Source organism: Actinomycetota bacterium, from assembly GCA_030682655.1.
Lineage (GTDB): Bacteria > Actinomycetota > Coriobacteriia > Anaerosomatales > JAUXNU01 > JAUXNU01.
The window spans coordinates 16,903-39,611 of the sequence record JAUXNU010000105.1 but is presented as its reverse complement, the minus strand read 5'-3'; the positions used below and the strand labels follow the sequence as shown (position 1 = coordinate 39,611).

The following is a 22,709-nucleotide window of genomic DNA, read 5'->3' as shown; positions in this document are numbered from 1 at the left end:
CATCACCCCTTCACCACTCCGAGCGGCCGAAGAGGGATGCGCGCCTCCACAAGGTCGCTCTGCCAGCGCATGACGTCGTCGATGTCCTTGTAGGCTTCGGGTGCCTCCTCGGCGATATCGCGGTAGTCTCGCTTGAAGAGCCGGATGTCGCGCTCCTCGAGTTCGGCCAGCACAGCATCACGGGGAAGAGCTCGCATCGCGGCTTTCCGACCCATGGCGCGGCCTGCGCCGTGGCTGCAGGACTCGAAGGAGTCGGGATTCGCGAGACCCTCGCCGACATACGAGACGGTCCCCATCGACCCCGGCACGAGGACGATACCGTGCGCACGAACCGCTCCCTTGCGATGCATGACGACCTCCTCGCCGAAGTGGCGTTCGATCGACGCGTAGTTGTGGTGGACGTCGACGGCGGGCTGCCGCGGCACTCCGGCGAAGCGCCTGCCCAGCGCGGTCTGCACGGCTTCGGCGATGAGCCGACGGCTCTCGCGCGCAAAGCGTAGGCACCAGTCCATCGCCGCCAGGTACTCGGCACCCTCGTCGCTATCGCAGGCAAGGTGTGCGAGACCCCACTCAAGCGGCACCGGAGAGCCCTCGCGACGGTTCACCTCGCGTGCGACGCGGTCGAAGTGCTCGGCCACCTGTTTGCCGACGTTGCGGGAACCCGTGTGCACCATCACCCACGCTGTGCCGTCCGGGTCGGCCTGCAGCTCGATGAAGTGGTTGCCCCCGCCGAGCGACCCGAGCTGCCGCTCCGCCTTGGCGGACTCCGCCTGCAGCGCGGGCACGTCTGGAACGTCACCGAACAGCCCGGTGCGCCCCGCCTGGCTCGACCGGTGCCAGTTGAAGCCCTGGGGGACCGCGCGCTGGACCTCGCGGAGAATGGCGTCGCGGACGGGAAGCAGGTCCTTGGCAGGGATGTTGGTCTTCCAGGCGCACACGCCGCAGCCGATGTCCAGTCCGACGGCGTGGGGAATCACCTGGCCCCGCGCCGCCAAGACACCGCCAATCGGCATTCCATAGCCGACGTGCGCGTCCGGCAAGAGCGCGACGTGGTGAAACGCGAATGGCAGGTTCGCGAGGTTGCGCGTCTGCGCCAGCGTCGCCTCGTCGATTGCCTCGCCCCACACGAAGATGGGGACACGCTCTGTGTCGATGGTGCGCATCAGTCCCTCCGTGGGGTTCGTACCCTCTCGGGACCGTTCCGCATGGGCCATCTGTTGTCCTTCGGCATCACGCCTCCCGCAGGACGCTTGGCTTTCCGAAGAAGTGGAAAAGTACAGTAGTGGCGACAGCTCCACGACGTCTGCTTGCGAGCGCTGCGGTAACTGGGGGGTAGTAACGTCGGATTCTGCGGCAGGTCTTCGCGGGACGCATGCGGCCTGTACGTGGTCGGGACCGTAGGGGTGGTGCGGCAAGTGTGAGCGCTGACGGCCTCGCAGTGGCGATCTTCGCGATAGGCGTGCTCATGCAACTCGCGGCGGCGGGCTTCGCTCTCCTGTCGATCCGGCTGAGCGGGAGGCATGTCGCATGGATTCTTCTGACCTGCGGGTTGATGCTCCAGGTCTGGCGACGCCTCTATGTCGTACTGATGTGGCCCTCCGTGTCGCTGCTGCACGAGGGCGTGACCGCGCTCTTCGTGTCCGCGTTCATGCTGCTGGGCATTGGAGGGATCCGCTCCATCTTCCGTTCGATGAATCAGACCGCCGAGCGCCTGAGGATCGAACGGGGCCGGATCCAGGAGTACCTTGATTTCACCGAGGCGATCGTCGTCGGTCTCGACACCGAGGGCAGGATTGCGCTCATCAACCGCGCGGGGGCGCGGATACTGGGCGACGAGAAAGACGCCCTGCTCGGCGAGGACTGGTACGGCCAGTTCCTGCCTCCAGAGCGCCGATATGAGGGGCAGCAGTTGTTCTCCAAGTTCATGCAGGGCGAGGCGGAGCCGGTAGCATGCTTCGAGAGCCCCATCATCACGACTGCGGGTGACAGACGGTCGGTGGTGTGGCACAACGCGATCCAGCGCGACGAAGATGGCCGCATCACGGGCACGCTGTCCTTCGGGATCGACATCACCGAGCGCAAGGAAGCCGAGGCGGCTGTCGAGCGCATGGCCTGCTATGATGCGCTCACGGGGCTACCGAATCGCATCCTCTTCGAGGACCGTGCCGAGATGGTGATCGCCAGTGCGCGGCAGAGCGGCAGGCCGCTGGCCCTCCTCCTCTTCGATGTAGACGACCTGAGGGGAGTGAACGACAGGTACGGGCACAGTGTCGCGGATCAACTGCTCTGTGAGGTTGCGCACCGTATCGCGGGCGTGTTTCGGAGGGAAGACGCAATCGTGCGATTCCCAGGCGACGAGTTCGGCGTGCTGCTGCCGGTCTCCGACACGGCAACGGCGGAGGTCGCGGCACGCAAGGCGCTGAAGGCACTGGGGCGGCCCTACCGGATCTACGGCAAGGAGATCCGGTCGACGGCGAGCGTCGGGATTGCTTTGTTTCCCAAGGACGCGGAGGACATCGAAGGGCTGCTGCGGAGAGCGGATGCCGCAGCACGCAAGGCCCGGCAGTCCGGAGGGAACGATCTGAGCTTCTACGTCTCCGGTATGAGGGACGGCATGATGGAGAAGTTGTCCTTGCGGGATGACCTGGCCGCAGCCGTCGAGCACGAGCAGTTCGTGCTGCACTACCAGCCCCAGATGCGTGTCGACACGGGGGAGATGATCGGTGCCGAAGCGCTGATCAGGTGGAACCATCCGGAACGGGGGCTGGTGGCACCGGTGAGCTTCATCTGTCTGCTGGAGGAGTCCGGCCTCATCGAGACCGTTGGCGAATGGGTCATCCGGGAGGCGTGCGCGCAAGCCATGGCATGGCAAGAAGTGGGTTTCAAGGGCCTCAGGATGGCTGTCAACACATCCGCACGGCAGTTCCGCGGCAGCGAGTTCCTGCGAATCATCCGCAACGCACTCGATCGATCAGGACTCGAGCCGCATGACTTGCAGCTGGAGATCACCGAGACCATGGCCGTCGAAGACCCCGAGGAGGCCATCGCGATACTCACGGGGATCAACGCCATCGGCGCCTCGGTCGCGATCGATGATTTCGGGACGGGCCACTCCTCGCTGGCCTATCTCAAGCAGTTCCCGGTACGGACCATGAAGATCGATCGGGCGTTCATCATGGACCTCGACGGCTCCGAGGATGACAGGAGGCTCGTCTCCTCGATGATCGACTTGGCGCACGATCTCCACCTTGAGGTCGTCGCGGAGGGAGTCGAGACGGAGGGACAGCTCGCGTGGCTCCGGGAACGCGGATGCGACCAAGCGCAGGGGTTCCTATACCGTCCTCCGCTCACCGTGGAGGAGTTCGCTGCGTTCATGAAGGCACAGCGATCAAGCGGGCTGTTGTCGGCGCGGGAGGGCTTGGCGTGACGAGTCCGCACGTCCTGCGCGGCATACGTGCCGCATTCTCTCTTTGGCGAGACGGCCTGCGCCTCGCGTTTCTCCGGCGATGCGTCCCTCGCGATGCACAACGGGACATCCCCGCTACCGGTCTCATCTGGCAAGTCGCAACGCCATCGCCTGAACCGTTGCGGCAACCGGCACCTGAACCCGGCGGTCTCGAAAACCGCTAGGCGGGTTACCCCCCGTCCCGAGGGTTCGAATCCCTCCCCCTCCGCCAGCGAGACACCGAACAGCTCCGGGTCATCGAGAAGGTGGTCGGGGCCGCATGTCGCGGGGGGATTGTGGGCGTACATGTTCGCGTTTGACATGAGTATGCTTCCAGGGCCGGGAATTTCGGTTGACTAATAACTTGACAGATGCTTGACTTATCCCATGTCGTACGAACCGCAGTTCAGCATCACACCGAGTCTCTTGGCCGTCGTCGAGGAGATCGCTCGACTGCGACAACGCATCGAGGACGCGTCGGTCGAACTTGCATGGATTCCGGCACTGCGCAAGGACACCCGGACGCGCAACGCCCATGCCTCGACAGCGATCGAGGGCAACCCCCTGACGCTGGCAGAGGTTCGCGCGCTGGCGGACGGGACGGACGTCCTCGCCACAGTCCCTCGCTCACAGCGAGAGGTGATTAACTACTTCGCCGGCCTCGGTTACGTCGAGCGACACAGCGCCGACAAGCGCATCACTCACGAAGATCTCTTTGGGCTGCACCGGATTCTAGCCAACGGCGTGATGGATCAGGGCGAGGCTGGCAGCTACCGGGTCATTCGCGTCCGCGTGGGCCGGCACGTACCGCCCGCACCGGATGACGTCGGGGGACTCATGTCCGAGCTGCTGGAGTGGTGGAACGGGCCCTCGACCGCGCTGTCGCCCGTCATTTCCTCGGCAGTCATCCACTATCGCTTCGAGGCGATCCATCCCTTCGCCGATGGCAATGGCAGGGCCGGCAGGGCGCTGGCGCTGTGGGAGCTGTACCGCCGAGGATTCGACACCCATCACATCTTCTCGGTCGACGAGTACTACTGGGAGGATCGTCTTGCGTACTATGCCGCCCTTGACCACGTGCGGGGTGATGGCGAGGACCTAACCGGCTGGCTCGAATACTGTGCCGAGGGCCTCCGGCTGACGCTGGAGCGTGTCTGGACCAGAATCCAGACCATCGCCCCTGATGGAACGCGGCGACTCGTCCTTCGCCCGAAGCAGGAGCGCCTGTTGAACCTTCTGACCGCGCAGGGAAGCATGTCCCCGTCGGAGATCTGGGAAGCGCTGGGCGTCTCGCGGCAGGGGGCCATGGATCTCATCAACCCGCTCATGGAGGCCGGACTTATCGAGAAGGTCGGAACCAAGAAGACCGGCCGGTACCGGCTGACGAAGCCGTGAACGAGACCGGAACCAGAGCCGGACAGTCAATCTGCTCGTCTACCGTGTGATGATGCGATGCCGGACCTCGCGCACACCGCTGAAGTCGAGCACCCGGACCACGCCTGGGCCAAGATCGAACGTGCGACCCTCCGTGTGCGGACCACGGTCGGCGACACGGGCGACCGCCCGCTTCCCGTTGTACTCGAACTCGATGAGCGTGCCGAACGGCAGCGTCCTGTGCGCGACGATCATCGAGTACGGGCCGATCGCATCGCCGTTTGCCCCGCGTCCGGTGAAGTCGCGTCCGTAGTGCGATGCAACCGCGATCTGCCAGGCACCGGAACCACTGAGTTGCTGCGTCGGGTCGCTTTCAACCGGTGGGATGGCAGGCTTGGCGCTCGCGGCCGTCCTGGCCGCGTACTCTTGCAGCGCGGCCTCGCTTGCGGCGAGTTCCTCCTTTGCGCGGGCGACCTCGTCGGCCATCGCATCGAGCGCGCGTGCTTCCTCGGCCTGAAGGTCGATCAGCTGCTCCGCAGACCGCTGCGCTTCGATGTGCGCGGTTTTCAGCTCTCTCAGGGTCTCGGCATCCTGCCTGGCAATCCGCGCCAACAGGTCCCAGCGCGCCACGAAATCCTGAATCGTCGAGGCATCCAGAAGTGCTGGGATGAAGCCGACGTCGGCGGAGCGGTACATCGCCTGCACGCGTGAGCTGAGCCGATCGCGGGCCTGGTTCTCCTCGGCGACGATGCGGTCGAGTTCCCGGGTAGCCTGAACGCATCTCGAAGGCGCGTGTCCTTGGGTACCATCAATAGAAGCGACTGAAGCGGCCTCTGGCGCGCGGTCGGCTGCTGGTCCGTCGTCTACGTACGTTCGCTCGAAGGGGGCACGCGTTGCAGGTACTCGTCATCAACTCCGGCTCGAGCTCGGTGAAGTTCGAGCTGTTCGAGATCGAGCCTGCACGTTCCCTGCTCCGCGGTGAGGTCGAGAGAATCGGCCAGGACGGCTCTCTCGCACGAGATCACCTCGAGGCGTTTCGCGCGGTCCTCGGCATGCTCGAGAGCGCGGAACCGCCGGCGGACGTGGGCGAGATCGTCGCTGTGGGGCACCGGGTCGTGCATGGAGGCGACCGGTTCACCGGTCCCGTGACGATCGACGACGGCGTGCTCGGGGGCATTCGCGAACAGGAGCTGCTGGCTCCGCTGCACACGAAAGCCAACATCGCGGGTATCGAGGCAGCGCGGGTTTGGCTTCCCGGCGTGTCCCATGTGGCCGTCTTCGACACCACCTTCTACCGGACGATGCCGCGGCATGCGCGAGAGTACGCACTCCCACGCGCGCTTGCGCGCGAGCACGGCATCCGTCGCTACGGTTTCCACGGTACGTCACACGCATTCGTCGCGGGTCGCGCCGCCGCCATTCTGGGCCGCCCGCTCGACGAGCTGAACCTCATCACGCTGCATCTCGGCAACGGGGCGAGTGTGGCGGCGATCGAAGGCGGGCGCAGCATCGACACGTCGATGGGGATGACCCCGCTTGAGGGACTCGTGATGGGGACGCGGTGCGGAGACATCGACCCGGCGGTGCCGATGCTCCTTGGCGAGATCACCGGCCGGTCGCGCGAGGAAGTGCATCACCTCCTGAACTTCGAGAGCGGACTCGCGGGACTGTGCGGCGCGAGCGACATGCGGGAGGTCCACCGCCTGGCCGAGGACGGCGACGCGGACGCGCAGCTTGCGGTGGAGATGTTCTGCTACCGCGCGAAGAAGTACATTGGCGCCTACTACGCCGTGCTCGGGCGCGTTGACGCAGTGGTGTTCACGGCGGGTATCGGCGAGAACGACCCTGAGGTGCGCGCGCGGATCTGCACGGGCCTCACGCGTCTCGGAATCGAGATCGCCGGGGACGCAAACCAGGTCGCGACTGGCAGCGGTGTCGCGACGATCAGCCCGCCCGGCGCCGAGGTGACCGTGCTCGTGATCCCGACCGACGAAGAGCTTGAGATCGCGCGCGAGACGTTCGCGTGCGCGTTCCCGGATCGACAGCCCCAACCGAGGAGTGATTCTGCATGATCGACCCGACCCAGCCTGCCGTCAGCGCGACCGGCGCCGAGCCGCTCTCGCCCGACGAACTTGCCCTCATCGACGCGTACTGGCGCGCGGCGAACTACCTCGCAGTCGGCCAGATCTACCTGCTCGACAACCCACTGTTGGCCCGCCCGCTCACTGCCGAGGACGTGAAGCCGCGGCTCCTTGGCCATTGGGGGACAACGCCGGGGCTGAACTTCGTGTACGCGCACCTCAACCGTGTCATCAAGGCGAGCGATCTGGACATGATCCTCGTGACCGGGCCGGGGCACGGTGGGCCGGCGATCGTGGCCAACACCTGGCTCGAGGGCACGTTCAGCGAGCGCTACTCGGCGGTGTCGCAGGACGCCGACGGGATGCAGCGGCTGTTTCGGCAGTTCTCGTTTCCCGGCGGGATCCCGAGCCATGTTGCTGCCCAGATTCCCGGGTCGATCCACGAGGGTGGAGAGCTCGGGTACTCGCTGTCCCATGCGTTCGGGGCGGCGTTCGACAACCCCGATCTCATCGTGACGTGCGTGGTCGGCGACGGCGAGGCGGAGACGGGCCCGCTTGCGACGGCCTGGCACTCGAACAAGTTCCTGAACCCGGTGACCGACGGCGCGGTCCTGCCGATCCTGCATCTCAACGGCTACAAGATCGCCAACCCGACCGTGCTCGCGCGCATCCCGCGTGACGACCTCGAGGCGTTGCTCATAGGATACGGCTGGAAGCCGTACTTCGTGGAAGGCGACGATCCGGCCGCGATGCACCAGCTGATGGCCGCGACGCTTGACCAGATAGTGGGAGAGATCCGCGGAATCCAGGCGGAGTGCCGGACAAGGGGCGCATGCGCGCTCCCGCGCTGGCCGATGATCGTTCTACGCACCCCGAAGGGCTGGACCGGGCCCGACGTCGTCGAGGGCCACCAGGTCGAGGGGACGTGGCGGGCTCACCAGGTGCCCATCGACAAGGTGCGCGAGAACCCGGAGCACCTTCGCATCCTCGACGGCTGGCTGCGCAGCTACCGGCCCGAGGAGCTCTTCGACGAGAGCGGTGCCCCCCGAGCCGAGATCGCCGCACTCGCCCCACGCGGAACGAAGCGCCTCGGCGACAACCCGCACGCCAACGGCGGTCTGCTCCGACGCGAACTCAAGATGCCCGACTTCACCGACTACGCTGTGGCCGTGCCCGAGCCGGGGCGCGTGACTGCCGAGGCGACCCGCGTCCTTGGCGAGATGCTGCGCGACGTGATGGCGGCCAACATGGACCGCTTCCGGGTGTTCGGCCCCGACGAGACCGCATCGAACCGCCTGGGCGCGATCTTCGAGGTCAGCAAGAAGACGTGGCTTGCCGGGCGGCTACCCGTCGACGACGACGGAGGAGAGCTCGCGCCCGACGGCCGGGTCATGGAGATGCTCTCGGAGCACACCTGCCTCGGCTGGCTCGAAGGCTACGTGCTCACGGGGCGGCACGGCCTGTTCAACACCTACGAGGCGTTCGTGCACATCATCGACTCGATGTTCAACCAGCACGCGAAGTGGCTCGACGTGAGCAAGAACGAGGTGCCGTGGCGGGCACCGATCTCCTCGGCCACGTATCTGCTGTCGTCACATGTGTGGCGCCAGGACCACAACGGCTTCTCGCACCAGGACCCCGGCTTCATCGACAACGTCGTCAACAAGCGCGGCGACGTGATCCGCGTCTACCTGCCGCCGGATGCCAACACTCTGCTTTCCGTCGCGGACCACTGTTTGCGCAGCACCGACTACATCAACGTCATCGTCGCGGGCAAGCAACCTGCGCTGCAGTTCCTCGACATGGATGCGGCCGTGAAGCACTGCACCGCCGGCATCGGGATGTTCGAGTGGGCGAGCACCGATTGTGGCGAGGAGCCAGACGTCGTCATGGCATGCGCGGGCGACGTCCCCACACTCGAGACGCTTGCGGCGGTCGACCTGCTGCGGCGCGAGGCACCGGACCTCAAGATCCGGGTCGTCAACGTTGTCGACCTCATGACGCTCCAGCCTGCCGAGGAGCATCCTCACGGCCTCTCGGACAAGGCATTCGACGAGCTGTTCACCACCGACAAGCCGGTCATCTTCGCCTACCACGGCTACCCGTGGCTGATCCACCGGCTCACCTACCGGCGCACGAACCACCGCAACATCCACGTTCGCGGCTACAAGGAAGAGGGCACCACGACGACACCGTTCGACATGGTGGTGCGCAACGACCTCGACCGCTTCCACCTGTTCGGCGACGCTGTCGAGCGGATCGAGAAGCTCGAGCACAAGCGTGCGTACGTGTCGCAGTTTGTCCGCGACACGCTCGTGGACCATCGCGAGTACATAGAGCGCTACGGCGAGGACATGCCGCTGGTGCGCGACTGGACGTGGGAGTGGTAGGGGGCGGGCGGCGCTACTAGGGTGCTCCTGCAGTTGGATGCTCGATCTTGACGGGCGCACGGCCCGTGACCTCGAGCGCCCCCTCCACGACTCGCGCCTCGTCCACGATGAGGTTGGGTGCCGCGCGTACGTGCGCGTTGAGGAAGTTGGCTACGAGATCGATGGCCTGAGCACGCTTGTCGCCCTTCACGCCGAAGCCCTCAACGGTGAGGTCGGCGCCTTCCGACTGTGCGACGATACGCCCGTCTTTGTAGGTCACAGACGCCTCGGCCTTCAGCCCGTATCGGCTTCCGTCGAAGACTAGCCGACCGTCGATGCTCGCGCGGTCGTCTGCCGGGAAGCCAACGACCGCGCTCTCAACGGAGATGGAGCCGCCTTCGACGGTGTAGTCGGAGCGGTACATCGTGAGCAGCGCGCCGATCTCCTCGGCGGTGAAGGTCGCTGTGAACTCGTGGACGCCTGTGGCGCGCACGTCGGCAAGGTTGACGGGTTCGACGGGGAAGGTGGCCTCGACGCCTGCCTTGGCCATCGCCGACTCCCACGCGGACCGGTAGGACTCGTAGGACACCGCTGCCGGTGGAGCGGGCGTGCGGCTCTGCGCGCGATTGAACAGCCACAGGAAGCCGCCCACGAACACGACGATCGCTGCGAACGAGAGCGCAACCACGATCGCGGTCACGCGCTGCTGGCGACGGTAGGGTGCCATCGGGTCGCTGTCCTCGGCGACCTCAGGGCTCTCTCCCCATCTTCTCACCGGTCGGCTCCTTCGCGACGCATCTCCGCTGTCGCCCGATTCTCGCACACAGGGTGGCTCGTGCGGCGGCGTGCTGCCCTGGTGCGACTCGGCCGAGGCGCCTTCACGAACCCCGCAGGTGGTGTTCACATCCGCTTCAAACCTCGGGCGCATCATCTGTAATGAAGATCGTTCCAGCTTTCGAAAGGAGCACACCATGAAGATGCGACGTACGACGATTCTGGTCGTTGCGGCTCTGGCACTCGGGCTACTCGCCGGCAACGCCATGATAGGTGTCGCAGCACCTGCGTCCGATCCGACGGCCACCGTGGCCGCGACGGGTTGGATCGGGATGGGACTTAGGCTCGGTGCCGCCATGCGCGACGCCGGCGGACGGCTGTCGGATGTCGTTGCCAGGCTAACCGGCAACGAAGTCGATGACGTCATCGCGAAGCGCACGGCAGGCGAGTCATTCGCTGACATAGCCGCTGAGGCTGGCGTCGGCTCCGACGCAGTTGTCGATGAGGCGCTCAAGGTCCGTGCGGACCTCCTGAGCGAGCGCGTGAAGGACGGCACCATCACCCAGGACCAGGCCGATGCGGCGCTGGCCCAGATGGAGACCCGTCTGACAGAGCGCGTCGAGTCCACCGATGAGGCCTGCGGTGCTGGTGGCGGCTTCGGTCGCGGTGGCGGTCGTGGTGCCGGTGGTCGTGGTGCCGGTGGCGGTATGGGCATGGGAGCTGCCGGTGGTTGCGGTGGCGCATGCGTGCAGGCACCTGCTGCCACTCAGTAGGACAGCGTGATCCGGGCGGGGCGAGGCGAGAGCCCGCCCCGCCCGCGTGTGTCCGGGCACGATTCTCGTGGGATACTCCCGGTAGCGTCTGGAATAGGAGAAGCCATGGCCACCGTGCTCGTGGTCGACGACAACGAGAAGATCGTCGAGGTTCTCGCCGAGTATCTCGCAGCGGCGGGCCACACCGCCGTGACGGCACTGGACGGCGACGCCGCACTGCTGCGCGCAGCGGAGGCCAGGCCGGATCTCGCGCTGGTGGACGTGATGCTTCCCGGCATCGACGGGCTCGATCTCACCAAGCGCTTCCAGGCTCAGGGCATACCGGTGATTCTGGTGACGGCCCGGGGAGATGAGGTAGATCGCCTGGTCGGGCTCGAGATAGGGGCGGACGACTACATCACCAAGCCCTTCTCGCCCCGCGAGGTCGTTGCGCGCGTCAAGGCTGTCCTGCGACGTTGCTCGCGGGAGCGCGATCGTGATCAGGACGACGCGCCGCCGCTGGTCGTCGGCGACCTGTCGATCGACCCCGAGAGGCGCGAGGTGAGGGTGCAAGGCGTGGTCGTCGATCTCACCCGGACCGAGTTCGACATCCTGTACGCGCTAGCAGGGCATCCCGGTCGCGTCTACACGCGGCTCCAGCTCCTTGAGATCGCATCAGGTGATGCTTTCGACGGCTACGAGCGCACCGTGGACGCTCACGTCAAGAACATCCGACGCAAGCTCGGCGAGGACTCCAAGAACCCCCGCTACGTGAAGACCGTCTTCGGCGTCGGCTACAAGTTGGAGGCCTGACGTGCGCCGCGTGAGCCTGGGTGCACAGGTCTTCCTGTCGATCGTCGGCGTCTCGCTCGGCACCGTGGTAGTCGTGGCGGCCTTCGCACGCGTCGCGCTTTCGGCGGCGTTCGACAGCTACCTTGCAGGTCTTCCCAGCGGTGGCGGCATGGCGGGGCGGCCGGGGATGGGGCGCATGCTCCTTGGCACGGCGGAGCAGAGCTTCATCGCTAGCGTGGACAGGAGCGCACTCGGGGCAGCGGCTGTCGTGATAGCCATCGCCGCGCTGGTCGCGCTGGTGCTGGCCGCGTACCTTGCGCGACCGCTTCGCCGACTCGAGGTAGCTGCCGAGGAACTCGCGGCGGGCGACCTCACCCACCGCGTGCAGGCGGATGGTCCCGCCGAGGTCGCCGCGCTCGGGGACGCGTTCAACCACATGGCCGACTCGCTAGAGCGTGCCGAGGAGCTGCGTCGGCGCATGGTCGCTGACGTCGCGCACGAGCTACGCAACCCGCTCGCAGCGGCGCGTGCCCAGGCCGAGGGGATGGCCGACGGCGTTCTGCGCGTCGACGAAGCGCGGTTGCTCTCGCTCGTCGACGACCTCATGCACCTTTCGGCGCTAGTCGACGATCTGCAGGAGCTGGCTGTCGCCGAGGCCGGACGGCTGCGCTACGAGATGGCGCCGACCGATCTCTCGACCCTCGCGCGGCAGGAAGCGCAGCGCGTCGGCCCGTTGCTCGCCGACGGCGTCGAGATCCGCGTCGAGGGAGATGACGCCCCGCACGTGGTCACCGGTGACGAGCGACGCCTCGGCCAGGTGCTGCGCAACCTGCTCTCGAACGCCGCTCGCCATACCGCAACCGGCTCCGTGGCCGTTCGCCTCACATCGGACGGGGAGCGCGAGATTGTGAGCGTGGTCGACACGGGCGAGGGCATGTCCGCCGAGGATGTCCAGCACGCCTTCGAGCGTTTCTACCGGGCGGATGCGGCGCGGGCGGCTAGACGAGGCGGTGCGGGCCTTGGCCTGGCGATATCCCGCGCGATCGTGCTCGACCACGGCGGGGAGATCAGCGCCGAGAGCGAGCCGAACGGCGGCACCGCGATAGCCCTCACGTTGCCGGCAGCAGCTCCCGAGCGGGACGCATAGACGCACCCAGGTCGTCGCACGACCCACTAGACCCTCTTGCGCAAGAGTCGTTAGCATGCTAATAGTTAGCACGCTTACAGTAATGCTGTCACCGCCGGGAGGCGCGACCATGTGCCCATACCATCCGCATCACCGCCCTCACGGGATGCCCAACCCGGCGAACCTGCCGGACATGAAGATCGACGAGAACACGCCACAACCGTACCGGGTGTTTCACGCTCTGCGCGGAGTGCTTCGTGCCCAGAAGCTTCTCATGATCACGAAGCTGGGCGAGAAGGACACGCACATGGGGCAGGCGTTCTCGCTATGGGTGCTCAGTCAGAACGACGGAATCAGCCAAAGCGATCTTGCCGACATGCTGAACGTGAGACGGCCGACCGTCACCATCATGATCCGCAAGATGGAGAAGTCCGGTCTCGTCGAGCGCTGTCCCGACGAGCACGACCGCCGGGTGATGCGCGTCTTCATGACCGGGGCCGGGCGCGAACTCCACGCGAAGTTAGAGGCCGTGCACGCCGAGGTGGTCAGGACCACCGTCGGCGAGATGTCCGAAGAAGACCAGCGCGAACTCGAGCGGCTCCTTCGCGTCGTTGAGAAGAACCTCGAAGCGACACAGTAGCCGCCGCACCTGACCGCCGTCGCACGTCCCGGACGGCTCGAGACACGAGAGAAGAAAGGTACCGAACGTGATACGACTGCTTGTGACATATCTTCGGCCATATCGCAAAGCGATCGCGATCGTGATCGTCTTGCTGTTCGCGCAGGCCATCGCGAACCTATACCTGCCGGAGCTCAACGCCGAGATCATCAACAACGGCGTGGTCAAGGGCGACATCCCCTACATCTGGCGCACCGGTGGAGTGATGATCCTCGTGACGGCCTTGCTGGGGGCCGGCTCGGTCGTCTCGGTCTACTGGGGCGCGAAGACAGCCATGGCATTTGGCCGCGACCTTCGAAGCGCACTGTTCCGTCGCGTCGAGGAATTCTCGCAGTCCGAGCTCAACCATTTCGGTGCGCCGTCGCTGATCACGCGAAACACCAACGATGTGCAGCAGGTCCAGATGGTCATCGTGATGGCGCTGAATGTCATGATCCTCGCTCCTATCATGGCCATCGGCGGGATCATCATGGCCGTGCGCCAAGACATTGCGCTGTCGACGATGCTCGCGGTGATCATCCCGCTCATGGGCGTCATCATCGGACTCATGCTGCGCACGGCGCTGCCGCTGTTCCAGTCAATGCAGAAGAAGGTCGACCGCGTGAACCTCGTCATGCGCGAGAAGCTCTCGGGCGTGCGCGTCATCCGGGCGTTCGTGCGCACCGACTACGAAGAGCACCGATTCGACGAAGCCAACCTAGACCTGACCGACACGCAGCTCAAGGTCACGCGTCTGTTCGCGCTCATGATCCCGTCGCTCATGGCGATCTTCAACTTCTCAAGCGTGGCGATCATCTGGTTCGGCGCCTACCGCGTCGACAGCGGCGCGATGCCGATCGGCAACCTCACCGCGTTTCTGATGTACATCATGCAGATCCTCATGTCGGTCATGATGGCCGTCATCATGTTCGTGATGGTGCCCCGGGCTGCAGCCTCGCTCGAGCGCATCAAGGAAGTCCTCGACACCGAGCCGTCCGTAAACGACCCCGAGACACCTGCCAAGGAGACCGCACAGCGCGGGCTCATAGAGTTCCGGAACGTTGAGTTCCGCTATCCCGGCGCCCAGGACGCGGTCATCAGCAACGTGTCGTTCACGGCGAGTCCGGGTGAGACCACGGCGATCATCGGTAGTACGGGTAGTGGCAAGTCGACGCTGATCAACCTCATTCCGCGCTTCTACGATGTCACCGGCGGCACGATCCTGATCGACGGGGTCGACGTCCGCGATCTGACACTCGCTCGGCTGTGGAGCAAGGTCGGCTTCGTGCACCAGAGAGCGTTCCTATTCAGTGGCACGGTTGCCAGCAACCTGCGCTACGGCAAGGAAGACGCGACCGAGGACGAGTTGTGGCACGCGCTCAAGGTTGCCCAGGGCACGCAGTTCGTCACGGAGATGCCGGAGGGACTCGAAGCGCCGATCACGCAAGGCGGCACGAACGTTTCCGGCGGCCAACGTCAGCGGCTTGCGATTGCGCGCGCTCTGGTGAAGAGGCCCGAGGTGTACGTCTTCGACGACAGCTTCTCTGCGCTCGACTTCAAGACGGATTCGCGGCTGCGTGCGGCACTCAAGCACGAGATCGCCGAGGCGACTGTCCTCATCGTCGCGCAGCGCGTCAGCACGATCATGGATGCGACGCGCATCATCGTCATGGACCGAGGCGAGATCGCAGGTGTTGGCACACACCGGGAACTGATGGACTCCTGCGAGACCTACCGCGAGATCGTCTACTCACAACTCAGCGAGGAGGAGGTGGCATGAGCGCGGACACCAAGAATGTGGACACCAAGACCGCTCCTCCTGGTCGACCACCTGGCGGTCGAGGATTCGGTCCCGGGGGCCACATGGGCATGGGCGCCCCGGCGGCCAAGCCGAGGAACTTCAAAGCATCACTCAAGCGTCTCGCCAGCTATCTCAAGCCCGAGGCCGTCATTCTGATCATCGTGCTTGTGCTGGGTATCGCGAGCGTTGCGTTCAGCATCGTTGGGCCGAAGCTCCTCGGCAACGCTACCCAGCTGGTGTTTGAAGGCGCAATCGGCAAGCAGTTCCCGGAGGGCGTGACCAAGGACCAGGCGGTTGCGGGCCTCAAGGCCGCCGGCAAGACCGAGGTCGCCGACATGCTCGCGAAGATGGACATCACGCCGGGTGCCGGCGTCGACTTCTCCGAAGTCCGAAGGATTCTCACGATCGTGGCGATCGTGTATGCGCTCAGCGCTCTGCTCGCGTGGCTCCAGCAGTACCTGATGGCGGGCGTGGCGATGCGCAGTGTCTACCAGCTTCGGCGTCAGGTCGACCTGAAGTTGGCGCGCCTCCCCCTGCGCTACTACGACAGCCAACCACGGGGCGATGTGCTCTCACGGGTCACGAACGACATCGACAACATCGCGCAGACCCTTCAACAGAGTTTGACCCAGATCATCACAGCCGTGCTGACCATCGTCGGCGTCCTTGGCATGATGATCTGGATAAGCCCCCTGCTCGCCCTGATATCTCTGGTAACCATCCCTCTGTCGATCGTTGCCACGGTCATGATCGCGAAGCGTTCCCAGAAGCAGTTCGCCGCACAGTGGGCGTCCACGGGCACCCTCAACGGCCATGTGGAGGAGATGTTCACAGGACACGGCATCGTGAAGGTGTTCGGTCGGCAGGAAGAAGCGATCGAGATCTTCGACGAGGAGAATGAGAAGCTCTACCAGGCCAGCTTCAAGGCGCAATTCATCTCGGGCATCATCATGCCGTCGATGAACTTCATCAACAACCTGAACTATGTGGCGATCGCCATCGTTGGCGGCCTCGGTATCACGCGCGGGACGATCTCGCTCGGCGATGTGCAGGCGTTCATCCAGTACTCTCGTCAGTTCACCCAGCCCATCGCGCAGACGGCAAGCATCGCGAACGTACTGCAGTCCACCATCGCTTCTGCCGAGCGGGTCTTCGAGTTGCTCGACGAGGCCGAGGAGACACCTGAGTCCGAGACGCCGGTGAGGCTCGACCACGTCAGCGGCCACATCACGCTCGACGACGTGTCGTTCCGCTACGAGCCCGAGACTCCGCTCATCGAGGAGTTGAGTCTCGACGCGAAGCCGGGCAGCACGGTGGCCATCGTCGGCCCAACGGGTGCCGGCAAGACGACGCTCGTGAATCTCCTGATGCGCTTCTACGAGATCGACGAGGGCCGGATCTCGATCGACGGTGTCGATATCAGAGACGTCGCCCGTGAGGACCTACGTCGCACGTTCGGCATGGTGCTGCAGGACACGTGGCTGTTCCAGGGCACGATCCGCGAGAACATCGCCTACGGGCGTGAGGACGCCACCGAGGACCAGATATGCACTGCGGCGCAGGCCGCCTATGTCGAGCACTTCGTGCACACCCTACCCGACGGGTACGACACGGTGCTCGACGATGAAGCATCCAACATCTCGCAGGGTGAGAGGCAGCTACTCACCATTGCACGTGCGTTTCTCGCCGATCCCGAGGTGCTCATCCTCGACGAGGCGACAAGCTCGGTCGACACGCGCACCGAGGTTCTGATCCAGGACGCGATGGCCAAGCTCATGAAGGGACGCACGAGCTTCGTGATCGCGCATCGACTCTCGACGATTCGCAACGCGGACACGATCATCGTGATGAACGAGGGACACATCATCGAGCAGGGTAGCCACGACGAACTCATGGCGGCCGAGGGATTCTACTGCGACCTGTACAACAGCCAGTTCGTGGAAGCCTACGACGAGGCGTCGTAGCGCGTTGATGTGGAGCGTGCGCGGGTTTGTTGCCTCACTCGCCCATTCGGTGCCAGGAAACGGCGGGCACGCGCGGTCGCCATGTCATCGCCCTGCGGGCAGCGAAGAAGCCGAGAGCTGCGACAACGCCGAATACCCCGAATATGGCGAGTGCGATAATCAGCGCCGCGACCGGGCCGATGATGACGCGAGAGTCTTCGGACACCTGCATGTTGGGCGAGAGAACGAGTCCGACCCAACTCTTGCCTACGGACACATCACCGGCGACGATGGCCCCGGCGTACACGCCCTCACCGGAAAGCGTTCTTGTCACGATTGCCGCGGCACCCGCCTGGTTCGCGTCGACGTTGCCCTGCGCAAAGATCGTGCATGCACCGCTCTGATTGAGCGTTGCCCCCCCTTGTGCGTTGACAATGCCCGCGAAACTCGCGGTCACCTCTACATCGCGTTCCGAGACGACGCTCGGTGCGAGTGTGTTGTGCACATGTCCTTCGGTTTCGTCTGTCTCTTCCATGGGTTCGTTCACATTTGCGTTCATGGTTCCTCCCGGGTCGCGGGGTCTCATCGACTGCTTACCCCGCAGCGGACGTGGTCTCACGCATTGGTGGGCCGATGGCGGGCGCCCGCTAGATGTCGATGGTGTCGGGCCTCGCCCTGTCGTCGACGAACCATTCCTCGGCGAAATCGCCGTCTGCGATGCGTTCGATGGGCATTCGCATGTAGCGCCCCGAGGCCTCGACCGCGATGCTGCCGTCATCGAGCACGATCTCCCCGCTGCCTTCGAAGAGTCGCCCGGAATCCTTCGTGATGCGGCCCAGTACTCGCAGCTCCCCGCCGAGCGGGACCGGCTTGCGGAATCGCACGTTCAGCTCGACGGTGACGCCCCACGCGTCAGGGTCGCTCGTGTTGATCGCGCGCCCGATCGTCTCGTCCAGAATCGCCGAGGAGATGCCTCCGTGCAGTCGCCCCGGGTAGCCCTGGTGCTCCTCGGCAGGTTCGAAGATGCCAAGGAGCTCGCCTCCCTCGAGCTCGTAGAAGCGGGCGTGCAGGCCAGATGGGTTTTCGGCGCCGCACACCATGCACATGCGGCTGATGTTCTGGGCTCCTGTGACGGGGCGGTCCACGCGGGGTCCTCTCGGTCGGCGTCCGCCGACATGATACGCCCCCTGACGCCGTCGAGTCGCGGGTCTCCTGTTCGCGAGCGCGCGTGCCGCGTACGATACGAGTGTCCCAGACCTCTCTCCCCAGGAGTCCCGTCGTGCGATCAGCCTACCCTCGTGCCGCCATACACCTCCTAGCTGCCGCGCTGATCGCTGCGAGCACCCCTGCAGCCGCCGTCGCCGATACGTTGTCGCCCGCGATGGAGCACGCACGCGACATCGCGGCCTCCAAGCTCTCGTCGACGCAGGCGGCCACGTCCGTGGGCCAGTTCCCGTTCTACACGACGGGTCCGACATGGAAGACGGTGAACCCCCGGAGTTGGGGTTCGAGCTTCCTGCCCGGAAGCCTGTGGTATCAGTACCAGCGCACGGGGGAGTCTCGGTGGCGTGATTGGGCGCGCTCGCGGCAGAAGTCCATCGAGCCCTACAAGACCGATACCGGAACGCACGACCTTGGCTTCCTGATGCTCAACACCTTCCGGCTCGGTTACCGGCTGACCGGGGAGGCGGCCTACCGCGACACGGCCCTCATCGGAGCTGGATCGCTCTCCCAGCGGTTCGATCCCGATGTGGGAATGGTTCGGAGTCGCACGGTCGACGGCAGGTTCGTCGTCATCACCGACACGATGATGAACATCGAGCTGCTGTTCTGGGCGGCCAGCAACGGGGGAGACCCGCGCCTGCGCGACAAGGCCACAAGCCACGCGCTGCGCACTGCCGCCGACTTCATCCGGCCCGACGGAAGCAGCTACCACTACGTCTCCTACTCCGAGACGACCGGGTCTGTGATCGACAAGGGCACAAGCCAAGGAGCGTTCGACGAATCGACGTGGTCGCGCGGGCACGCGTGGCTGATCTATGGGCTTGCCGCGGCGTACCGCGAGACGGGCGACCCCCGATTGCTTGACGCGGCACATCGTGCGACAGACTACTGGGCCGCCCACGTACCTGCTGACCTCGTGCCCTACTGGGACTTCGATGTGCCAGGGATTCCCGACGCTCCACGGGACAGCTCAGCCGCCGCCATCGCCGCCTCCGCATTCGTCGAGCTAGGGCGACTCGATCCGGACGCCGGTCGCCGTGCGGACTACCTCACCCTCGCGCGCGACACGCTCGAAAGTCTCTCCTCGGCGGACTACTTGGCCGACAGGGCGGTCGAGCCTTCGACGCTGCTGCACGGGACCTACTACGGGCGGACCGGCTCTGCCGACCACGGGACCTCGTGGGGTGACTACTACTTCGCCGAGGCGCTGATGCGCCTTCGTACGCAGGTGCTTCGCGTGGCTGGCCCGGATCGCTACGAGGCGGCGGTGCGAACGAGCCAGCTCGGCTTCGAGCGATCGGACACCGTTGTGATCGCCAGCGGAACGGGTTTCGCCGATGCGCTGTCCGCGAGCAGTCTGGCTGGCGCGTATGAAGGCCCCGTGCTCCTCACCCGGCCAGCGTCGGTGCCGGCGAGCGTCTCGCGCGAGGTCAGGCGACTCGGCGCAAGGGAGGTTTGGATCGTTGGGGGTCCCCGTTCCGTATCCGAGGCTGTTGCGCGTGAACTCGACGCCCTACCCGGTGTGCGTGTCAGTCGCATCGGCGGTCGCGACCGCTACGACGTGGCTGCGTCCGTCGCGTCGAAGGTCGCCACAATGCGTGGGGGCGCCTTCGATGGGCGCGCGCTGCTCGTGCGCGGCGACATCTTCCCCGATGCGCTGTCGGTGTCGCCGGTCGCGTACTGCGCGGGGATACCGGTGCTGCTCACGCGACCCGAGGCGCTACCCTCCGCCACGGCGGTGGCGCTTCGCCCGTCCGCCATCGATGAAGTCGTCATCTGCGGCGGCACGGCTTCGGTGTCCGCCGGCATCGAGCGGTCGCTGCGCGATTCGGGCCGCTATGCGAGTGTGACACGCATCGCCGGACGCGACCGGTATGCGGCTGCAGTCGCCTTCGCACGGTGGGCGCGGGCAGCCGATCTCGCCGGCCCCGGGTTCGTGGGAGTTGCGTCCGGGCTCGACTACCCTGACGCGCTCGTGGGCGGTGCAGGGGCCGGCGCCCGCCGGGGCGTACTCCTCCTCACAAGGCGCGCGCAGCTTCCTGCTGAGACGGGCGCGTACCTCGCGGGTGTGGGCGCCGATGCTGAGGTGTGGCTATTTGGCGGGGAGACGAGGGTTGTGTCACCGGTCGAGAATGCTGTGCGAAGCGCTCTGCCCGAGCAGTAGGCTCCGCTCGCTCACGCGCTGCCCGGCGCCTCCACAGGAAGCGTGAGGGTGAACGTCGACCCCTCTCCGACCGTGCTATCAACGCAGAGCGTCCCGCCAAGGAGAACCGCCAGCCGACGGGAGATCGCGAGCCCCAGGCCGGTGCCGCGAAGGGGCGACACCGTACCCTCGTCTCCTTGCACGAACTCCCCGAAGATGGCCTCGACTCGCTCTGCCGTGATGCCGGGACCGGTGTCCGCTACCTCGAAGGCAGCGAGGTCGGGGGCCGGTTGGTGAACACGCAGGGTCACGCTGCCCTGCTCGGTGAATTTCACCGCATTGCCAAGGAGATTGAGCAGGATCTGGCGGACCTTGGTCGGGTCAGACGCGACTTCGAGATCATCGGACGCCATCTCGAGACCGGTCGACAGCCCCTTCTCCTCGGCTTCGGGAGCCACGAGCCCGAGGGCTTCGCGAGCGAGGCCTTCGATTCCGAACCGCTCGTAGTGCAGCTCGACCTTGTTCGCTTCGATACGCGAAAGGTCGAGGATATCGTTGATGAGCTCGAGCAGGTGATGTCCCGAGTTGTTCACCATCGAGATCTGCTTGAGCTGCTCGTCGTTGAGCTCGCCGGCCATGCCACGCCTGAGGATGTCGCTGAAGCCGATGATCGAGTTGAGGGGGGTGCGCAACTCGTGGCTCATCGCCCGGAGGAATCGCGTCTTGGCTTCGTCCGCCTCGGACAGCCGTGAGTTGGCGATCAGCAGCTCCTCGTTCGCCGCCGTCAGGTCGTGTGTGCGCTCCTGGACGAGCTGTTCGAGCGTGATGTTGCGCTTGCGGATCTCTACAGACCTGTCGAAGTACTGCTCCAGTGCGAGAAAGAGTTGGCAGATGAGAACGGTGGCGAGGGGATAGATGGTGATAACCGGCAGGGCGATCTGCCGGAGCACCTCTGGCGCCATACCCTGTGGCAGGGCGCTCGTGAGACCGAGCATCAAGAGGTGGACGACCATCGCGAAGACCCAGAGGGGAAGCGGTTTCATCAGAAGCGGTTTGCGTGCCGCGAGGTAGTGCATCGCGACGCCGAGTGCGCTCGCTTCCGAGATGACCAGTACTCCCATGAGCGTGCCGGACCCACCAAGGTATATGCGGAACAGGCTCGCAGTGGCGGCGGCGAAGACGGCCGCGAGCGGGCCGCCAAAGAGTCCGGCGATGCTGAGCACGATGGAGCGGCCGTCGAAGAAGACCCCGGGGGCCAGAACGAGAGGAGACGCCATTCCCGCGATGGCGACGCCGCCGTAGAGCACTCCGGAGATGGACGAGCGAACGGTCGGCGAGAACCGGATGCGTCCGAGCACGAACTGCTGTACGAGGCTCAGCATGACGAGCAGCGCAACGTTCTGCATAAGGCTGATGAAGGCTATGAGCACGCGCTCTCCTTGGCGGCTACTCCCAGACGCGCTTCCAGTCCACGTTCTCCATGTTGTGCGCTTCGCCACCGATGTCGGCAAGCGGCATGCCGGCGTAGATGCCGCCGCCCATGCGTCTGTTGGAGAGCATCCCCCCGATCGCGTCGAGTGCTTCGCCGCCCGTTGCGTAGGCGCCCGTGAGCGCGACCTTCTTCAGCGGCACGTTCGGGTCGAGCCCCCCGCCTGGCCAGGAGCTCGCCGGGCTGTCCTCGCGAAAGACCTCGATCGACGTGATCCAGATCGGCTTGAACCCGATGTTGTCGGCGTACCAGGCCACGTAGGTCGTCGGCGCCGCCTGCTCGACCGGAGTCCCGCCGCCTCCCGAGGAGCCGGTCTGGCTGCCGGCCCCACTGCCTCCGCCGCTCTCACCTGCCGAGGGCGCATCGCCGTCGTCCGTCGCGCCGCTCGCGCCCGAGGAGCCGCTCGCGCTCTCCTCGGCATAGCCGACGGCCAGCTGACCAAGGCTCATTCCATCGGTGAAGCCGAGGCCGACCGGGTTCTTGGCGACGTCTGGCGAGCCGATCGTCTGCGCGGACAGCGCGGCTTCGGCAAGTCCCGTAGCGGCTTCCAGCGGCGCGGTTCGCTGGTCGCGCTGCACCCGGTCGAGATCGACGTTCTGGAAGTCCTCGGCGGTTTGTCGGATGCCACTCGAGTAGCGGCTCATGGCCCCGCCCGACTTGATGCCGCCGGCGACTACTCCCACGAGGGACAGCGCCAGCAGCATGGTGGCGACAGCGGTCATGAGCAGTCCGAACATC

The 22,709-nt window shown here is 65.5% G+C and carries 19 protein-coding genes; 12 read left to right on the top strand and 7 right to left on the bottom strand.

Annotation, left to right across the window (positions count from 1 at the left end; genetic code table 11):
• Positions 1-2: 2 nt before the first annotated feature.
• Entirely contained in the window at positions 3-1,163 is a 1,161-nt protein-coding gene (locus Q8K99_06220) for an RtcB family protein (GenBank protein MDP2182146.1), read from the bottom strand.
• Between the two features lie 254 nt (positions 1,164-1,417).
• Here Q8K99_06220 and Q8K99_06215 point away from each other — a divergent pair, with 254 nt between their 5' ends.
• From Q8K99_06215 to Q8K99_06205, 3 genes are read left to right on the top strand one after another with little or no spacing between them, the layout of a single operon-like run.
• Positions 1,418-3,427 carry an EAL domain-containing protein gene (locus tag Q8K99_06215; GenBank protein MDP2182145.1) on the top strand — a complete coding sequence of 670 codons (2,010 nt, stop codon included), beginning with the start codon at positions 1,418-1,420 and terminating at the stop codon, positions 3,425-3,427.
• Between the two features lie 27 nt (positions 3,428-3,454).
• Complete coding sequence (locus tag Q8K99_06210; GenBank protein MDP2182144.1) at positions 3,455-3,805, top strand: transposase; 351 nt, start codon at positions 3,455-3,457, stop codon at positions 3,803-3,805.
• Positions 3,806-3,832: 27 nt separating this feature from the next.
• Positions 3,833-4,840, top strand: a complete 1,008-nt coding sequence (locus Q8K99_06205; GenBank protein MDP2182143.1) for a Fic family protein — start codon at positions 3,833-3,835, stop codon at positions 4,838-4,840.
• Between the two features lie 39 nt (positions 4,841-4,879).
• Here the strand turns inward: Q8K99_06205 and Q8K99_06200 are convergent, their stop codons facing one another.
• Entirely contained in the window at positions 4,880-5,515 is a 636-nt protein-coding gene (locus Q8K99_06200) for an RlpA-like double-psi beta-barrel domain-containing protein (GenBank protein MDP2182142.1), read from the bottom strand.
• Positions 5,516-5,712: 197 nt separating this feature from the next.
• On the opposite strand from Q8K99_06200, the gene Q8K99_06195 reads away from it, so the two are divergent.
• Positions 5,713-6,891 (top strand): acetate kinase, encoded by a 1,179-nt coding sequence (locus Q8K99_06195; protein MDP2182141.1) that lies wholly within the window; start codon positions 5,713-5,715, stop codon positions 6,889-6,891.
• Entirely contained in the window at positions 6,888-9,290 is a 2,403-nt protein-coding gene (locus Q8K99_06190; protein MDP2182140.1) for a phosphoketolase family protein, read from the top strand. The genes Q8K99_06195 and Q8K99_06190 overlap by 4 nt, the downstream gene beginning before the upstream one ends.
• A gap of 16 nt (positions 9,291-9,306) precedes the next feature.
• Here the strand turns inward: Q8K99_06190 and Q8K99_06185 are convergent, their stop codons facing one another.
• Positions 9,307-10,044, bottom strand: coding sequence for a hypothetical protein (locus Q8K99_06185; GenBank protein MDP2182139.1), 738 nt, complete (start codon positions 10,042-10,044; stop codon positions 9,307-9,309).
• Between the two features lie 196 nt (positions 10,045-10,240).
• Between Q8K99_06185 and Q8K99_06180 the strand changes: the two genes are divergently transcribed.
• The 6 genes from Q8K99_06180 to Q8K99_06155 all read left to right on the top strand — a co-directional run bounded on the left by Q8K99_06180 (position 10,241) and on the right by Q8K99_06155 (position 17,136).
• The gene (locus Q8K99_06180; GenBank protein ID MDP2182138.1) at positions 10,241-10,816 is read left to right on the top strand and encodes a hypothetical protein; all 576 of its coding nucleotides are present in this window, start codon (positions 10,241-10,243) and stop codon (positions 10,814-10,816) included.
• A gap of 105 nt (positions 10,817-10,921) precedes the next feature.
• Positions 10,922-11,608, top strand: a complete 687-nt coding sequence (locus Q8K99_06175; GenBank protein MDP2182137.1) for a response regulator transcription factor — start codon at positions 10,922-10,924, stop codon at positions 11,606-11,608.
• Between the two features lies 1 nt (position 11,609).
• On the top strand, positions 11,610-12,734 hold the full coding sequence (locus Q8K99_06170; GenBank protein ID MDP2182136.1) for a HAMP domain-containing sensor histidine kinase: 1,125 nt from the start codon (positions 11,610-11,612) through the stop codon (positions 12,732-12,734).
• Between the two features lie 109 nt (positions 12,735-12,843).
• Positions 12,844-13,353, top strand: a complete 510-nt coding sequence (locus Q8K99_06165) for a MarR family transcriptional regulator (protein MDP2182135.1) — start codon at positions 12,844-12,846, stop codon at positions 13,351-13,353.
• A 67-nt stretch (positions 13,354-13,420) separates the two neighbouring features.
• Positions 13,421-15,151, top strand: a complete 1,731-nt coding sequence (locus Q8K99_06160) for an ABC transporter ATP-binding protein (protein ID MDP2182134.1) — start codon at positions 13,421-13,423, stop codon at positions 15,149-15,151.
• The gene (locus Q8K99_06155; GenBank protein MDP2182133.1) at positions 15,148-17,136 is read left to right on the top strand and encodes an ABC transporter ATP-binding protein; all 1,989 of its coding nucleotides are present in this window, start codon (positions 15,148-15,150) and stop codon (positions 17,134-17,136) included. Before Q8K99_06160 ends, Q8K99_06155 begins: the two co-directional genes overlap by 4 nt.
• 34 nt (positions 17,137-17,170) lie before the next feature.
• Here the strand turns inward: Q8K99_06155 and Q8K99_06150 are convergent, their stop codons facing one another.
• Both Q8K99_06150 and Q8K99_06145 read right to left on the bottom strand, forming a co-directional pair.
• A complete protein-coding gene (locus Q8K99_06150) occupies positions 17,171-17,674 on the bottom strand; it encodes a hypothetical protein (GenBank protein ID MDP2182132.1) in 504 nt (167 codons plus the stop codon).
• A gap of 88 nt (positions 17,675-17,762) precedes the next feature.
• Positions 17,763-18,221, bottom strand: coding sequence for a PaaI family thioesterase (locus tag Q8K99_06145; protein ID MDP2182131.1), 459 nt, complete (start codon positions 18,219-18,221; stop codon positions 17,763-17,765).
• Positions 18,222-18,394: 173 nt separating this feature from the next.
• Here Q8K99_06145 and Q8K99_06140 point away from each other — a divergent pair, with 173 nt between their 5' ends.
• Positions 18,395-20,503, top strand: coding sequence for a cell wall-binding repeat-containing protein (locus Q8K99_06140; GenBank protein MDP2182130.1), 2,109 nt, complete (start codon positions 18,395-18,397; stop codon positions 20,501-20,503).
• An 11-nt stretch (positions 20,504-20,514) separates the two neighbouring features.
• On the opposite strand, the gene Q8K99_06135 is transcribed toward Q8K99_06140, so the two are convergent.
• Together Q8K99_06135 and Q8K99_06130 are read right to left on the bottom strand one after the other, a co-directional pair.
• Complete coding sequence (locus Q8K99_06135; GenBank protein ID MDP2182129.1) at positions 20,515-21,912, bottom strand: ATP-binding protein; 1,398 nt, start codon at positions 21,910-21,912, stop codon at positions 20,515-20,517.
• Between the two features lie 16 nt (positions 21,913-21,928).
• The gene (locus Q8K99_06130) at positions 21,929-22,708 is read right to left on the bottom strand and encodes a hypothetical protein (protein MDP2182128.1); all 780 of its coding nucleotides are present in this window, start codon (positions 22,706-22,708) and stop codon (positions 21,929-21,931) included.
• Position 22,709 lies beyond the last annotated feature (1 nt).

Bases quoted from the DNA above. Each gene is read 5' to 3' on its own strand.
- Q8K99_06165 (MDP2182135.1), top strand. From the start codon at position 12,844: ATGTGCCCATACCATCCGCATCACCGCCCTCACGGGATGCCCAACCCG.
- Q8K99_06150 (MDP2182132.1), bottom strand. From the start codon at position 17,674: ATGAACGCAAATGTGAACGAACCCATGGAAGAGACAGACGAAACCGAA.
- Q8K99_06200 (MDP2182142.1), bottom strand. From the start codon at position 5,515: ATGTACCGCTCCGCCGACGTCGGCTTCATCCCAGCACTTCTGGATGCC.
- Q8K99_06220 (MDP2182146.1), bottom strand. From the start codon at position 1,163: ATGCGCACCATCGACACAGAGCGTGTCCCCATCTTCGTGTGGGGCGAG.
- Q8K99_06190 (MDP2182140.1), top strand. From the start codon at position 6,888: ATGATCGACCCGACCCAGCCTGCCGTCAGCGCGACCGGCGCCGAGCCG.
- Q8K99_06205 (MDP2182143.1), top strand. From the start codon at position 3,833: ATGTCGTACGAACCGCAGTTCAGCATCACACCGAGTCTCTTGGCCGTC.
- Q8K99_06175 (MDP2182137.1), top strand. From the start codon at position 10,922: ATGGCCACCGTGCTCGTGGTCGACGACAACGAGAAGATCGTCGAGGTT.
- Q8K99_06180 (MDP2182138.1), top strand. From the start codon at position 10,241: ATGAAGATGCGACGTACGACGATTCTGGTCGTTGCGGCTCTGGCACTC.
- Q8K99_06155 (MDP2182133.1), top strand. From the start codon at position 15,148: ATGAGCGCGGACACCAAGAATGTGGACACCAAGACCGCTCCTCCTGGT.
- Q8K99_06130 (MDP2182128.1), bottom strand. From the start codon at position 22,708: ATGTTCGGACTGCTCATGACCGCTGTCGCCACCATGCTGCTGGCGCTG.
- Q8K99_06145 (MDP2182131.1), bottom strand. From the start codon at position 18,221: ATGTGCATGGTGTGCGGCGCCGAAAACCCATCTGGCCTGCACGCCCGC.